General features: G+C 62.9%; 14 protein-coding genes. 7 read left to right on the top strand and 7 right to left on the bottom strand.

The genetic code is table 11. The features are described from left to right. Positions 1-12 precede the first annotated feature (12 nt). From B0G82_RS32480 to B0G82_RS32465, 4 genes are all read left to right on the top strand, one after another. Entirely contained in the window at positions 13-1,614 is a 1,602-nt protein-coding gene (locus tag B0G82_RS32480) for an NAD(P)/FAD-dependent oxidoreductase (RefSeq protein WP_121310273.1), read from the top strand. Positions 1,615-1,675: 61 nt separating this feature from the next. Next, positions 1,676-2,584 (top strand): SDR family NAD(P)-dependent oxidoreductase, encoded by a 909-nt coding sequence (locus B0G82_RS32475; protein WP_121310272.1) that lies wholly within the window; start codon positions 1,676-1,678, stop codon positions 2,582-2,584. 82 nt (positions 2,585-2,666) lie between these two features. Further along, on the top strand, positions 2,667-3,548 hold the full coding sequence (locus B0G82_RS32470) for a metal-dependent hydrolase (protein WP_121310271.1): 882 nt from the start codon (positions 2,667-2,669) through the stop codon (positions 3,546-3,548). Then, positions 3,545-4,510 (top strand): alpha/beta fold hydrolase, encoded by a 966-nt coding sequence (locus B0G82_RS32465; RefSeq protein WP_121310270.1) that lies wholly within the window; start codon positions 3,545-3,547, stop codon positions 4,508-4,510. Before B0G82_RS32470 ends, B0G82_RS32465 begins: the two co-directional genes overlap by 4 nt. Here the strand turns inward: B0G82_RS32465 and B0G82_RS32460 are convergent. After that, on the bottom strand, positions 4,485-5,039 hold the full coding sequence (locus tag B0G82_RS32460; protein WP_121310269.1) for a putative glycolipid-binding domain-containing protein: 555 nt from the start codon (positions 5,037-5,039) through the stop codon (positions 4,485-4,487). The two genes, B0G82_RS32465 and B0G82_RS32460, sit on opposite strands and share 26 nt — an antisense overlap. Positions 5,040-5,294: 255 nt before the next feature. Between B0G82_RS32460 and B0G82_RS32455 the strand changes: the two genes are divergently transcribed. From B0G82_RS32455 to B0G82_RS32445, 3 genes are all read left to right on the top strand, one after another. Next, on the top strand, positions 5,295-6,239 hold the full coding sequence (locus tag B0G82_RS32455) for an urea transporter (protein WP_121310268.1): 945 nt from the start codon (positions 5,295-5,297) through the stop codon (positions 6,237-6,239). A gap of 85 nt (positions 6,240-6,324) precedes the next feature. Then, the gene (locus B0G82_RS32450) at positions 6,325-7,101 is read left to right on the top strand and encodes a class II aldolase/adducin family protein (RefSeq protein WP_121310267.1); all 777 of its coding nucleotides are present in this window, start codon (positions 6,325-6,327) and stop codon (positions 7,099-7,101) included. Between the two features lie 52 nt (positions 7,102-7,153). After that, positions 7,154-7,339 carry a 4-oxalocrotonate tautomerase gene (locus tag B0G82_RS32445; protein WP_116144139.1) on the top strand — a complete coding sequence of 62 codons (186 nt, stop codon included), beginning with the start codon at positions 7,154-7,156 and terminating at the stop codon, positions 7,337-7,339. A gap of 346 nt (positions 7,340-7,685) precedes the next feature. Here B0G82_RS32445 and B0G82_RS32435 read toward each other — a convergent pair whose 3' ends face one another. The 6 genes from B0G82_RS32435 to B0G82_RS32410 form a co-directional block, all read right to left on the bottom strand. Next, positions 7,686-8,885 carry a porin gene (locus B0G82_RS32435; protein ID WP_116144135.1) on the bottom strand — a complete coding sequence of 400 codons (1,200 nt, stop codon included), beginning with the start codon at positions 8,883-8,885 and terminating at the stop codon, positions 7,686-7,688. Between the two features lie 99 nt (positions 8,886-8,984). Beyond that, a complete protein-coding gene (locus B0G82_RS32430; protein WP_012426747.1) occupies positions 8,985-10,337 on the bottom strand; it encodes a TRAP transporter large permease in 1,353 nt (450 codons plus the stop codon). 7 nt (positions 10,338-10,344) lie between these two features. Continuing rightward, positions 10,345-10,824 carry a TRAP transporter small permease gene (locus B0G82_RS32425; RefSeq protein WP_116144133.1) on the bottom strand — a complete coding sequence of 160 codons (480 nt, stop codon included), beginning with the start codon at positions 10,822-10,824 and terminating at the stop codon, positions 10,345-10,347. 158 nt (positions 10,825-10,982) lie between these two features. Then, complete coding sequence (locus tag B0G82_RS32420) at positions 10,983-11,975, bottom strand: TRAP transporter substrate-binding protein (RefSeq protein WP_116144131.1); 993 nt, start codon at positions 11,973-11,975, stop codon at positions 10,983-10,985. A 591-nt stretch (positions 11,976-12,566) separates the two neighbouring features. Continuing rightward, positions 12,567-13,496, bottom strand: coding sequence for an SMP-30/gluconolactonase/LRE family protein (locus B0G82_RS32415; RefSeq protein WP_121310265.1), 930 nt, complete (start codon positions 13,494-13,496; stop codon positions 12,567-12,569). Continuing rightward, positions 13,493-14,335, bottom strand: a complete 843-nt coding sequence (locus B0G82_RS32410; RefSeq protein WP_121310264.1) for an NAD(P)-dependent oxidoreductase — start codon at positions 14,333-14,335, stop codon at positions 13,493-13,495. Before B0G82_RS32410 ends, B0G82_RS32415 begins: the two co-directional genes overlap by 4 nt. Positions 14,336-14,361: the final 26 nt, after the last annotated feature.

The following is a 14,361-nucleotide window of genomic DNA, read 5'->3' as shown; positions in this document are numbered from 1 at the left end:
GAGACGGATCGGATGAACGCACGCACGATGCCCCACGACGCCGCGGCGCCCGAAGCGTCAGCGCCTATCGAGACCGACATCGCCATCATCGGGACCGGATTCGCGGGCCTCGGCATGGCGATCCGCCTGCGCCAGTCCGGCGTCACGGACTTCATGGTCGCCGAAAAGGCCAATTCGGTCGGCGGCACGTGGCGCGACAACCATTACCCCGGTTGCGCGTGCGACGTCCAATCCCACGTCTACTCGTTCTCCTTTGCCCCGAATCCGCGCTGGACCCGCATGTTCGCGCGCCAGCCGGAAATCCGCGCTTACCTCGAAGACTGCACGCAGCGCTTCGGCGTTGAGCGGCATCTGCGTTTCGGCCATGAACTGGCCAGCGCGATCTACGACGAAGCGCGCCACCGCTGGCAACTGACCTTTGCGAGCGGCCGGCAATGGTCGGCGCGCGTGCTGATTTCGGCTATGGGCGGCCTGTCGCGCGCGGCCGTGCCGAACATTCCCGGCCTCGAAAAATTCAGGGGCAAGACCTTCCACTCGCAGCAGTGGGATCACAGCTATTCGCTCGAAGGCAAACGCGTCGCCGTGATCGGCACGGGTGCGAGCGCGATCCAGTTCGTTCCGCAGATCGCGCCGCGCGTCGCGCATCTCGACCTGTTCCAGCGCACGCCGCCGTGGATCATGCCGAAGGCCGACCGTGCCGTCAGACCGCTGGAGCAATGGCTGTTCAAACACCTGCCGTTCACGCAGAAGATCATGCGCTCGGCACTCTACTGCATGCTCGAATCGCGCGCCTTGGGTTTCGCGATTCATCCGTCGCTGATGAAAACCGCGCAGAAAGCCGCGGAGCGGCATCTGCGCCGTCAGGTGCGCGATCCGCAATTGCGCGCCGCGCTCACGCCCAATTACACAATGGGCTGCAAGCGCGTGCTGATTTCGAACGACTACTTCCCCGCCCTGTCGCGCCAGAACGTTTCGGTGACGACCACCGGCATCGCGCGCATCGAGAAAGACGCCGTTGTCACCACCGACGGCGCGCGTCATCGCGCCGACTGCCTGATCTTCGGCACCGGTTTCCAGGTGGCCGACCCGTTTCCGCGCGGCGTGGTGCGCGGGCGCGGCGGCGTCGATATCGTCGATACGTGGCGCGACGGCGCGCATGCTTACCTTGGTACGACATTGCCTGGTTATCCAAACTTCTTCATGGTGGTTGGACCGAACACGGGTCTCGGCCACAACTCGATGGTGTTCATGATCGAGTCGCAGGTCGAGTACATCCTGCGCGCGCTGAAGACGATGCATGCTGAACGCGCCGACGCCATCGAAGTACGTCCGCAAGTGGAGCGCGCGTACAACGAGCAGATCCAGCAGAAGCTCGGCCGCGCGATCTGGTCCACGGGTGGCTGCAAGAGCTGGTATCTCGATCCGTCGACCGGCAAGAACACAACGCTGTGGCCGGGATTTGCCTACAAATTCCGCCAGGCCACTAGCACCTTCAGCATGGCCGATTACCTCGCGTATTCGCCCGCACCGCATGTGGCGAGCGTGCCGCCGGGTTCACCGCACGGCACGCATGCTCATGGCGGCGCTGCTTCAGCGCCTGTGGAAGCAGCCTGACGACACATAAAGACAACGACAACGAAAAAGGCACCGTTCAGGGAGAACCGGAGATAAACCAATGAAAAACTTTACCGACAAAGTCGCCGCGATCACCGGCGCAGGCTCGGGCATGGGCCGCTCGCTCGCGATTCAACTGGCGCGCGAAGGCTGCCACCTCGCGCTCGCCGACCGCAATGCCGCGAGCCTCGCCGAAACCGCACAGCTTGCGCAGGCCGCGGCACCGCGGGTCGTCGGTTCGCCGTTGCGCATCACCACCCGCGTGCTCGATGTTGCCGAGCGCGCCGCGATGTTCGATTGGGCCGCCGAAACGGCCGCGCAGCATCAGGGCGTCAATCTCGTGTTCAACAACGCGGGCGTTGCGCTGTCGAGCACGATCGAAGGGATGGATTACACGGATCTGGAGTGGATCGTCGGTATCAACTTCTGGGGCGTCGTGCACGGCACGAAAGCGTTTCTGCCGTACATCAAGGCCTCCGGTGACGGCCATATTGTCAATACGTCGAGCGTGTTCGGGTTGTTTTCCCAACCCGGCATGAGCGGGTACAACGCGACCAAATTCGCCGTGCGCGGCTTTACCGAAGCGCTGCGTCAGGAACTCGACCTGATGAAGTGCGGCGTCTCGGCGACCTGCGTGCATCCGGGCGGCATCCGCACGAGCATCGCGCAATCGAGCCGCATCGCGACGAACATGGTCGGCTTCATGCTGGAAACCGAACAGCAAGGCAAGGACGACTTCGAAAAGTTTTTCATCACCAGCGCCGACGAAGCCGCGCGCGTGATTCTCGACGGCGTGCGCAAAAACAAGCGGCGCGTGCTGATCGGACGCGACGCGCGAGCCGCCGACTGGCTGGCGCGCACGCTGCCGGCCGCCTATCAGGCCCTCGTGGTGATGCAAACGCGCCGCATGAAACGCATCGCCGAGAAACGCGCGCGGCGCGCCGCTCAGATGGACGGCAAGCGCGCCTGATGCGCCGGACTTCTTTGCCGGGCGCCACGTACGTCATTCGATCACGATCAGCAATTCATCGAGAATCACAAGGAGAAAGGCCATGATGCCGATTCGCCGCGACCTCCGTTTCAATCTGCCGCCTGCACGTGCCTGCGATTGGCACGTGCAGGGCTCGCATGTGACACACTTCTTCAACGCGCTTTCGCTGCTGTTTCCGGCCGGCGAGCGTTTTTTCATGGACAGCGTGCGCAACTACCGCGATCAGATCGACGACCCTGTGCTGAAGAAGCAGGTGCTCGGCTTCATCGGCCAGGAAGCCATGCATACGCGCGAGCACGTCGAATACAACGATCTGCTGCAGGCAGCCGGCCTGCCCGCGCACAAGCTCGACAAACGGCTGCGGGCGATTCTCAACTTCGGCCGCAAAGTCCTGCCGCATTCTTACCAGCTCGCCGTCACCGTCTGCCTCGAACACTACACGGCGATGCTGGCCGGCCTGCTGCTGGAAGACGCGTCGCGCATCGGCGATTCGGTGGAAGGCTATACGCAGATGTGGACCTGGCATGCGCTCGAGGAAACCGAGCACAAGTCCGTTTCCTACGACGTATGGAACGCCGTGCTCAAACCCGGGCTCGGCCGCTATCTGCTGCGCACCGGCACCATGCTCGCCACGACGCTGACGTTCTGGCTGATCGTGTTCGACTACCACGTGCGGTTGCTCATCGCCGACCGCAAACGCGGCGGTCATCTACGCGGCATGTGGCGCGTCGTGAAGTATCTGTATGGCCCGCGTCATGGTGTGTTTCCGCGCATCGCAGGCGAATGGCTGAGCTTTTTCCGGCCCGGCTTCCATCCGTGGGATCACGACAACCGTGTGCAACTGGCCCGCATCGAGGGTCTCGTCGCCGCGGTCGATGCCGCCAATGCGCTCACGCCGAGCGCGCGCAAGGCCGCGCGGCGCGGTGTGCAGGCGGCCGCGTGATACGCGACACGCTGTCGGTCGAGGCCGGCGACGTGCGGCTCACGGTGTACGTGAGCGGACCGCGCGACGCGCCGCCAATCGTGCTGGTGCACGGTTATCCCGACTCGGCCGCCGTGTGGGAACCGGTGCGCGCGCATCTGGACACGCGCTACCGTGTGATTGCCTACGACGTGCGCGGCGCCGGCGCCTCCGAAGCGCCGGCCACGCGCCACGCGTACCGGCTCGAACGCCTCGCCGCCGACCTTGCGGCGGTCGCCGACGCAACCTGTGGCGCGCGGCCGTTCCACCTGGTCGGCCACGACTGGGGCGCGATTCAAAGCTGGGAAGCGGTGACCGACCAGGCATTCAAAGGACGCATCGCTTCGTACACGTCGATCTCAGGGCCGTGTCTCGATCACGCGTCTTTCGCCGTGCGCGGCGAGAGCGAGAGCGAACGCGACGGCGCCGCTCGAACCGCACAGCCGACAACGAAACGCCCGTTCGGCAGTGGCGTCCGGCAAACGCTCAAGTCCTGGTACATCTTCTTCTTTCATTTGCCGTGGTTGCCCGAACTCGTGTGGCGCGTGGGCGCCGCACGCCTGTGGCCGTTGTGGCTGCGCGTGACGGAACACGTGCGCCCCGCGCCCGATCCCGCGCAGCTGCGCAACGCGCTCAACGGCCTGAATCTGTATCGCGCCAATTTCATCGACAAGCTGCTGCGCCCGCGCGCGCGTCATGCGCATGCGCCGGTGCAATTCATCGTGCCGCTGCGTGACCGCTACGTCGGCCCGGCGCTCTCGCTTGGGCTGGAGGGCTGGCTTGGCGCGTATGAGCGCAATGAGATCGATGCCGGCCATTGGGTCGTGCTGCGCGAACCCGAACGGATCGCGGCAAGTATCGAACGCTTCGTGGAGCGGCATCGCGGGGACCATGGCGGCTGGGCCGCGCCGTCTACACTCAACGCCCGCGCGGCAGGCGTGTGAAGAGCGTCGGATAATCGATCACGAGGCCGTCGTCGTCGACCTTCATATCTGCCGTGAAGTTGCGGAAGATGCCCTCGTAGCGATACTCGCGATGCAACTCGATGCATGAGTACGCCTGTTCGACACGGGTAACGTGCAAATCGGGCGTCGATATATACGCCACCGAAATGGGTTGACGCTCGCCTTCGGCCAGTTGCAAGCGACGGATCGGCAGCGTGTTGGTGAACGGCGTGGCGGCAATGTCAATGTCGACGCAGCCCTCGATCGCGCTCAGCGCGAGGCCGTGTCCATCGTGCCAATGGCCGGCGCCATCGCCATGCAACTCCAGCTCGCCGCCGCCGACGATCTTCAGCCACGCGTAGTGTGTGCGCCAGTGCGAGTCGCAGCGCACCTTGTAATGCAGGCCATACGACTTTCCGTAACGCTGGCCGACCACGACGCTTTCCACCGCGAAGCCGTCCTCGTGCGCGTCGAACGCCAGATGTTCGATGCCGTCGCCCTCTTCCGATGCCCACCGTAATTCACGCATCTGCCTGTCTCCTCTCTGGACGGCGCGACCGGGTTCTGCCGGGCTGCGCCGGGTTCATATCGTAGCGCGAAAATTTTTGTTTCGGCGACGCATGGCATGGCGGCCAGGTATCGCAAATAGCCACTATCAACGCACGCGATGCCCAGCGCGACCTGGCTGGCCTATGCTCGCGGTTCGCAGTCCTCCGACCCCGACGCGCGCCCGACGCCCGGACAGCGGAATTGCGCAACATTGAAGACACACTGCCTTCCCATCATGCACCCCGTCGCTACCGAAGCTCGATCCGCCGCCTTGCGCACGTTGTTGCGCAGCCTCGGCCAGATCGTGCTGCAACCGAACGCCTTCACTGGCGCGTGCCTGCTCGCCGCATGGCTGCTCTACGACCCGCGCCTCGCCTGCGCGGCGCTGATGGGCGCGGTCGCGGCCAATGTGAGCGCGGTATTGGCCGGCTACCGCGAGGACGATACGCGCGCCGGGCTGCACGGTTTCAACGGCGCGCTGGCGGGGCTGGCCGCCTTCAACTTCATCGCCGACAATGCGACAGCGGGCGCGGTGGCGATTCTCGCCGCCACCTGCACGGCGTGGCTGTTAGCGCCGTGGTCGCGCTGGCTGCGTGAGCGCGGACTGGGGTTTTTCTCGAGCCCGTGCCTGATCGTCACGTGGCTTTGGCTGCCGATGATCACCGTCAACGCGCCGCCGGTCACCGCAAGCCCGGCGCACGCGACGAACGTGACCCAATGGGGCGGCGGCTTGCTCGCCGGTTTCGCCCAAACCGGTTTTGCGTCCGACGCGTTGCCCGGTTTGCTCGTGCTGCTCGGGATTGCGGCGGCGTCGCGCAGGCATGCGCTGCGGGCGCTGATCGGCGCGGCGCTCGCCAGCGCCGCGCACCTGCTGCCCGGCGCAACGACGGCGTCGTTCGACGCCGGCCTGTTAGGATTCAACGGCGTGCTGACCGCGCTCGCGCTAGCGGACTGCCGCCTTGTCACGATGCTCGGCGGCGTGGCATTGTCGAGCGTGCTGCAAGCGGCGGCGGCATACTTCGGCTGGCCGGTCATGACCGCGCCCTTCGTCCTCGCGACGTGGAGCGTGCAGTGGCTCTCACAGCGCCTCGGGCATGGCGTGGCCACCGTCGAAGCCGTGCAACCTTTGGACACCACACGCCGCGCGACGACACCGGTTCCGGCCAGGCGCGCGAGCTAGTCAGGCCACGAAGTCTCGCCAAGCGCCACGCGCACGCACGCACGCGTTTCGGCGATCGAGCAATTTCCGGATTCAGGAGACAGACATGTCGTTCACTCACACCCCTGCCGGCCACGTCGCGGAGACAGGGCCATTGTCCGACGCGGAGCGCCAGACCCGCGTCGACCTGGCTGCGGCCTACCGGCTTGTGGCGCTCAACGGTTGGGACGATCTGATCTACACGCATATCTCGGCAAGTGTTCCGGGCGAGCCCGGCCACTTTCTGATCAACCCGTTCGGCCTCGCCTTCGATGAAGTGCGCGCCTCGAATCTCGTGAAGATCGATATCTCGGGTAACGTTGTCGGCGCGAGCGAACATGCGGTGAATGCGACCGGCTTCGCGCTGCACGCGGCGGTCCACGCGGCACGCGCCGACGCTTTCTGCGTGATGCATCTGCACAATACGGCGGGCGTGGCGGTCTCCGCGCAGCCGGCCGGCCTGCTGCCCGCCTCGCAACACGCGCTGCGCTTTTACGGCCAACTCGCGTACCACGATTACGAAGGCCTCGCGTTTTCGCCGGCGGAAGGCGAGCGCCTCGTCGCGCATCTCGCCGACAAGTCCGCCATGCTGTTGCGCAATCACGGCACGCTGACCACGGGCCGCACGGTTGCCGAAGCCTATGTGCTGATGGCAACGCTGCTCAAGGCGTGCGAGATCCAGTTACAGGCCCAGGCGTGCGGCGCGCAACTCGTGGTGCCGGGCGACGCGGTCGCCGCACGCACGGCGGAACAACTCTACGATGGCGGCGCCATTGAGGGTGCGCTCGAATGGCCCGCCTTGCTGCGCAAACTCGACCGCCTCGATACCAGCTATCGTGATTGAAATTGCGCCGCGCTCATTTCAACCCCACTCTCATGCTTAACGGAGTCACACCATGCCCACGTTTCATATCGAACTCTTCGAAGGCCGCTCGGTGGAACAGAAACGCCAGTTCGTCGAAGCCATCACCAGGGCGACGTGCGAGTCGCTAGGAGTCGAACCGAACTCGGTGGATATTATTCTGACCGACGTGAAACGCGAAAACTGGGCAACGGCCGGGCGTTTGTGGTCCGACGCGTGAGCGCGTGAAACGCGCGGCTTGCCGGCCTGCGGCCGCTGCTCGAAGCGGCCTTTTGTAGGCGATCGCCGCCGAACTGAATACAACGGAAATGGCGCGTGCGGCGTCGCGAAGCATGCGCGCTGCCACCATGGCGATGCTGAAAACGGCTGCGGACGCGAAGATTGCCGATTTGGCGGTGATAACGTTTATCTGGCTGATCGCGCTAATCGGACCGCTCGCGCAATGCTCGAGGCCGGGTGCCAGAGATGCTGCGCGCCTTGCGCGCGCAGCTGGTGATGCTCGGCGAAGCGTAATTTAAACGCGTCGGCGTGGCGGTGTAACAACACACCGCCATGAACTTACACCATCAGAACTTGTGGATGATGCCCACACCGGCAGCAAACTGGCTGCGTGACGAGGACGGCGCGCCGTTCTGGCCGTCGCCGACACTGGCCGTCGCGTTGATGATGCTCACGCCGTTCGTGCCCAGGGTCTGACCGCCTGCGCGTTGATACGCCTCGAGCGCATACAGGCCGGTGCGCTTGGAGAGGCTGTAGTACTGCGAGAGGTTGAACTGCTGGTAGCTGGCCGAGCTCGTGATGCCATTCGCTTTGGTAGCACGCGTGTAGCTGTAGCCCGCAGCCAGGTCGAGTGCCGTCAAAGGCTTGAAGTGCAGCACGGCGCCGCCCGTGTTGAAGATCGCCGTGGTGTGGAACGGCGAATTGATACCCGGAATGTATTGCACGTTCGAGTACGAGAACGACACGTCCCACTGCTGGGAAAAGGCATAGCCGCCCGTCACCGCCACGCGCTGCTGTGCCTGGGCGCGCTGATAGCCATTGTTGATGGCCGACACACCCGCTTGGGCGCCGTTGTTCGACGTCGTGGAGTCAGCGCCCCATGCGCCGCCACCCGACGTCGAGTTGTTGATGCGCTGGAAGCCCGCCGCGATGCCGAACGGACCGTTCAGGTACTGCAACGCCGCGCTCCACGTCGAACCGGCGTTGAAGCTGCCCGGCACGCCACCCAGCGCATACGAGCCGCTCGCCGTCAGGCCATACAGGCTCGGCGACGTGTACACCAGCGAGTTGTTGACGCGATACACCGTGTCGAGAGAGTCGATATCGCCCGGGTGCGCGCCGTATGCGCCCGTCAGCCACGTGGTCGGGCTGTACGGCGAGAGCATCGTATAGTACGACGTATATTGGCGGCCGGCTGTGAAGGTACCGTAGCTCGCGTTCGTCACGCCGACATAAGCCTGGCGATTGAACCCGAGGCCGGAGACCGACTGCGCGCCGGTGGCGCTGTTAAAGCCCTCTTCCAACTGGAAGATCGCCTTCGTGCCGCCGCCCAGGTCCTCGGCGCCCTTCAGGCCGAAACGGCTGCCGGCCCAGATGCCGTTGATCATCTTCACATTCGAACGGCCGCCGCTGGTCGAACCGAGCGTCGTCTGGCTGCTCTGATAGCCGATACCCGTATCGACGATCCCGTACAGCGTCACGCTGCTCTGAGCGTGCGCGCCGAGGGCGACCAAGCCAAGCGCCGAAGTTGCCAATGCCTTTTTCATTTCTGCTCCTCTTTAAAAAATTATTCTTTGACTGCGGCACGCTTCAAGTGCCGCCGAGTGTGGATATTGTTCGAATGCCCCGGTGTTCACTAAGGGATGTCAAAATACCGGGTGACCATTGATCAGGCTGGGCAACCATGTCGAGAACATCGGTACGTAAGTCACGATGTTGATCGCGCTGAAGATAGCCAGGTAATAAGGCCACGCCACCTTGGTAGTTTCACCAATCGACACATTGCCAATCGCGCACCCGATAAATTGCACGGAGCCGATCGGCGGATGCACCAGGCCCAATGCGCAATTCAGCAGGATCATGATCCCGAACTGCACGGGACCGACGCCGGCGTGCATCGCCATCGGCAGGAACAGCGGCGTGGTGATCAGGATGTGCGCCGCCATGTCGACGAACGTGCCGAGGAAGATCTGGATCAGGTTGATGTACAACAGCATCAGCCACGGCAGGCTGGTCGCGCCGTCGAGCATGTGTTCGATCGCATCCGGAATCTCCAGATAAGCCATCTGATAACGCAGCATGTTCGACACACCAATCAGCAGCAGCACCACGCCGGTGGTTTTGGCCGCCTTGGAGAGCGCGTGGAACAGCTTCTTCATCGTCATTGAGCGATACACGACGATTGTCAGCACCAGCGAATAGAACACGGCGATAGCGGCGGCTTCCGTCGCTGTAGCAATGCCCTTCGCCACGCAAACCAGAATGATCGCGATCACCATCAAGCCGGGCAACGCACCGAGGAACGTGCGGGCCACGGCGTACCAGCCGGGGAATTTCTGCAACTCCGTCGAACCGTCGGCGCGACGCGGATAACCGTATTTGACTGCTTGCCAGTATGCGGCGATCAGCACGAAACCCATCACCCACAACACCGGCAGCAGACCGGAAAACAACAGATCGCCGATCGACACACCGCTCATGGGATGTCCATTCAACGTGCCGGTGATGCCTTGGGCCGCGAATGCATAGATGATCATGTTGGTCGACGTCGGCATCAGCGCGCCGGCCAGCGACGAGTGAGTCGTCACGTTGACCGCGTAGGCCGCGCTATAGCCTTCACGCTTCATCAACGGAATCACTACGCCGCCCATGGCCGACGTATCCGCCGAGGGCGAACCGGAGACGCCGCCGAACAGCGTGCACGCCACCACGTTGGCCATGCCGAGGCCGCCGCGGAAATGCCCGACCGTGGCTTGCGCGAAACGCAGGATGCGGTCCGCGATGCCACCGTGCAGCATCAGTTCACCGGACAGAATGAAGAACGGCACCGCGAGAAACGAGAAGCCGTTGATGCCCGAGATCATCGACTGCATGGCGGTGGCCGCGGGTAACCCTTCGTATAGATAAGTCAGGACACACGCGAGCCCGAGCCCGAAAGAAACAGGAACGCCGAGAAGTAGGAAAACAAGAAAACTGACGGAGAGGATGGCAAGTTCCATGATTGCTCTATTTTTGTTTCTGTGCGAAAAGCGCGAGCAGGTTCTCAATCGAGAACATTGCAATGCAGACGCTGGCAATAACCGGAATGCAGTAACGCAACGATTCGGGCAAACCGATAATGGGAATCCGGTCTTCAGCGGTAGCCTCGACCATCTGCAGACAGCCGAAGAAAACCATCACCGCAAACACGATCAGGCAAATATGCTGAAACGACGTGGCGATGAGCTGCCCTTTCGGTGGCAATTTCTTCACGAGCGAATCGAGACCGATATGGCCGCCTTCGCGCACCTTGAGCGCCGCACCGAACATGGCGATCACGATCACCAGCAGAAGCGCGATGGGCTCGACGAAATCCGGTGCATCGCTGAAGACGTAGCGCATCACGACGCTGTAGATCACCAGCAGGCTCAGCACGGCGAGACTCAGCGACGCCACGATAACCAGCGCACGGAATAGAAAATCATTTGGGCGCTTCATGAATCTCATTGGACCCGTCCTTGCATTCGACCGACCTGTCTTTTTCTTTGATATTCAGCAATCTGCTCGACTTTTCTGTTCAGAAAGCGCACAGCGGCAAGGCCTGCGAAATCTTCTCGCAGGCCCTTCACGCCTTCACCGCTGGATAGCTTCCGTTCAGGCGAACCTTATTTGACTGCCTGGATCTCGTCGACGAGCTGCTTCATTTGCGGGGTCTTTTCGTACTTTGCCCACACCGGCTGCATCGCCTTGACGAAAGCGGCACGATCGATCTGCGTCGAAGCGACGATGGTCGCGCCGCCCTTCGTGACCGTCTTGCTCGCGTCGGCTTCGCGCGCGGTCCACAGCTTCTGGTAGTACGGCACCGAGTCCGCCGCGGCCTTCTTGATGATCTCCTGCTCTTGCGGCGTCAGCGTGTCCCACACTTTCTTCGAGAACACCAGCACTTCCGGCGTCATCGAGTGCTGGGTTTCGGAGTAGACCGGCGCGACTTCGAAGTGCTTGGTTTCTTCGTACGACGGCAGGTTGTTTTCAGCGGCATCCACCAGACCCGTCTTCAGGCCCGTATAGACTTCGGCGAACGGCATCGGCGTGGGCGTGCCGCCCATTGCGCGGATTTCGTCGACCATCAGATCGGACGGCTGCACGCGGACCTTGAGGCCCTTCATGTCAGCCGGCGTGTGAATCGGCTTCTTCGTGTAGATGGAGCGCGCGCCGCTCTCGTAGAACGTCAGCGCGATCATGCCCTTCGCCTTGAAGGCGTCGAGAATCTTCTGGCCTTCCGGGCCGTACATCACTTTGCGGAAATGGTCGATGTCGCGGAACAGGAACGGCAGCGACGGGATCATCGATTCGGGCACGATCTCGTTGAACGCGGCACCGTTGGCGCGCGCCATGTCCAGCGCGCCGATGCGCACCTGATCGATCGTGTCGTTTTCGGAACCCAGCGCGCTATTGCCGAAGACCTTCACGGAATCTTTGCCGCCGGTTGCCTTGTTGATCTCTTCTCCCATGTATTTCACGGCCATGTTGGTCGGATAGGTGTCGCCATGCACGTCGGACACGCGGAACACACGCGCTTGTGCCGACACGGTGCTGAAGGCCAGCACCGAAGCTGCGACGATCAGCGAAACACGGGAAGAGGCAAACTTCTTGTTCATCGTGAAATTCCTTGAAAAATTGACCATCCAATCGATTGCGGAAGGCCCGCTTGCGGGTGCTACCCGCGGATGCGACATGGTTTGCTGCGTCTCCCGGCTCGGCGCTCGCCACCGTTTGCGGTCACTCACGCGTTGCCATGCTGGTCTGTGCAACGTCCCCGGCGCAGATGCTCAGCACTCCTGTCAGCCAACTCGACTCTTTTACTTTTGCTTCAACTGCATCGGCCTGCGTCTCGTCCAAACCGAAAAATTCGAACTACCAAGAAAGGAATTCGTTTGGGCTCATACGTTGTACGACGACATATGAAGTCTATAAAACGCAGTTTGAGTTGTACAGACGGTATTTACCCGCACCACGAAGGCATCCGGCACACATGACCGATGGATCATCCGGCAAGCCCCCGCGCCAGCAGGAACGGTGCTGACGGGGTGAAACCATAAGCGCTGGACGGCCGGCTTTTCGTAAAAGAAATGTGACACTACCGTAGTCTTTACGCCACAACGTTGTACGATGACCTATGAATATCGGGCAGACAAAAAAGGCGCCGGACATGCGTGACATGTCCGGCGCCCTTCTCGTACAGGCTCCGCTTACAGTTCGCCGGCGAACTCCGGCTCGGGCAGCCCGGTTACGCCAGCACGCACGGCGAACAGATGGCCGTCGTGCTCGCTCGCGTTCGCAGCGGGACGAATCGACGTGACGAACAGCGTATCCAGACCGCGCCCGCCGAATGCGCACATGGCCGGCTTGATGGCCGGCACCGCAATCCGCCGGTCCAGCTTGCCTGCGGGTGTGAAGCGCAGCAGCAGGCCCGCGTCGTTCGCACAGATCCAGTAGCAGCCGTCGGCGTCCACCGCGGCGCCATCGGGACGGCCCGCATGGTGATTCAGGTCGGCAAACACGCGGCGGTTGCGCGGCTCGCCAGTTTCGATGTCGTAATCGAATGCCCATATTTGCCTGCGCAACGGGTGCGAGTCCGACAGATACATCGTCGTGCCATCCGGCGACCACGCGAGGCCGTTCTGCGTGATGAGTCCTTCGACGACCGGCGCGGACAGCACGCCACGTTCATCGAATCGATACAGCGCACCGGCCGGCTTGGCGGCCGCCATGTCCTGCACCATCGTGCCGGCCCAGAAGCGTCCTTGCCGGTCGCAACGGCCGTCGTTGAAACGCATGTCGTCGCAAGCGAAGGCCGGCGCGGCGAGCTTGCGCCCTGTCACCTGCACGGGTTCGCCGCTAGCCGAGGACTCAGTCAGCTTGACCGCGAACAGCCCGGTCTCGCAGCCGGCCAGCACCGTACCGCGATGATCGAACGCGATGCACGCGATTTTCTCCGGCAGCAGCCATTCAGAGCGCTCGCCCGAATCGATCCGCAAGCGCGCGATCTTCCGCGCCGGAATATCCACCCAGTACAGCGCTTGCTCGTTAGCACGCCACACCGGACTCTCGCCGACCGAAGCCGGCGCTTGGCCCCCCGCCTCGACCCGCTCCACGCGCGGGTTCGCCGCGGCGCTCACCGCTTCGGCTCCATCGGACCGGCGAGCACGAACGGGCCGCCCTGGAAACGCTGCGTCGGGTCGTCGAGATCGGCAGTGGGCGCCGTGACCGGAAACAGATGCTCGAATTCCACCGAACTGTCCTGCGGACGAAAACCGAGGAACGCGGCCTTGGTGTTGTCCACCCACTTGGTCCTGTTATCCGACACACCGTAGACGATCGCGTGACCCACGCGGTTGGTGAACAGCGAGCAGCGCACCAGTTCGATGAGGTCGCGAAAGCTCAGATAGGTCACGAGCATGCGTGGATTCTTCGGCTGCTCGAACGATGAGCCGATCCGCAGACACACCGTTTCCAGACTGAAGCGATCGAAGTAGTAACGCGACAGCGATTCGCCGAAGCACTTCGTCACGCCGTACAGGCTATCTGGACGCAGCGGCGCGTCGATATCGACCACCTCCGTTACCGGATGAAAACCCACCGCGTGATTCGAGCTCGCATACACGATGCGCTTCACGCCCTGCTTCTGCGCCGCCGAATAGAGGTTGTACAGGCCGCGGATATTCGCTTCGAGCAGATCTTCGAACGGCGCTTCGACGGAAATGCCGCCGAGGTGAACGACCGCGTCCACGCCTTCGAGCAGCGCGTGAACCGCGGCTTCGTCGGCGATATCGACGATCGAGGCTTCTTCATGTGCTGCCACGTCGCCGAGCGGCGCGATATCCGTGACGCGCACGATATCGGCCCACGCGGCGAGCGCGCCGCGCAATTGCTTGCCGAGGTTGCCCGCCGCGCCGGTGAGCAGCAGACGGCGGAAGGGTTTCTGTGCCGCGCCGCGGTCAAGGTTCGAGTCAGTCATGTTTCTATTGGGGTAAGTGTGATCGG

This window comes from Paraburkholderia sp. BL17N1 (assembly GCF_003634175.1).
Classification (GTDB): Bacteria; Pseudomonadota; Gammaproteobacteria; order Burkholderiales; family Burkholderiaceae; genus Paraburkholderia.
This window is presented reverse-complemented; position numbering and strand designations above follow the sequence as displayed.

Coding starts and splice junctions, on each gene's coding strand:
- B0G82_RS32480 (WP_121310273.1), top strand. CDS start 13: ATGAACGCACGCACGATGCCCCACGACGCCGCGGCGCCCGAAGCGTCA.
- B0G82_RS32475 (WP_121310272.1), top strand. CDS start 1,676: ATGAAAAACTTTACCGACAAAGTCGCCGCGATCACCGGCGCAGGCTCG.
- B0G82_RS32470 (WP_121310271.1), top strand. CDS start 2,667: ATGATGCCGATTCGCCGCGACCTCCGTTTCAATCTGCCGCCTGCACGT.
- B0G82_RS32460 (WP_121310269.1), bottom strand. CDS start 5,039: ATGCGTGAATTACGGTGGGCATCGGAAGAGGGCGACGGCATCGAACAT.
- B0G82_RS32455 (WP_121310268.1), top strand. CDS start 5,295: ATGCACCCCGTCGCTACCGAAGCTCGATCCGCCGCCTTGCGCACGTTG.
- B0G82_RS32450 (WP_121310267.1), top strand. CDS start 6,325: ATGTCGTTCACTCACACCCCTGCCGGCCACGTCGCGGAGACAGGGCCA.
- B0G82_RS32445 (WP_116144139.1), top strand. CDS start 7,154: ATGCCCACGTTTCATATCGAACTCTTCGAAGGCCGCTCGGTGGAACAG.
- B0G82_RS32435 (WP_116144135.1), bottom strand. CDS start 8,885: ATGAAAAAGGCATTGGCAACTTCGGCGCTTGGCTTGGTCGCCCTCGGC.
- B0G82_RS32430 (WP_012426747.1), bottom strand. CDS start 10,337: ATGGAACTTGCCATCCTCTCCGTCAGTTTTCTTGTTTTCCTACTTCTC.
- B0G82_RS32425 (WP_116144133.1), bottom strand. CDS start 10,824: ATGAGATTCATGAAGCGCCCAAATGATTTTCTATTCCGTGCGCTGGTT.
- B0G82_RS32420 (WP_116144131.1), bottom strand. CDS start 11,975: ATGAACAAGAAGTTTGCCTCTTCCCGTGTTTCGCTGATCGTCGCAGCT.
- B0G82_RS32410 (WP_121310264.1), bottom strand. CDS start 14,335: ATGACTGACTCGAACCTTGACCGCGGCGCGGCACAGAAACCCTTCCGC.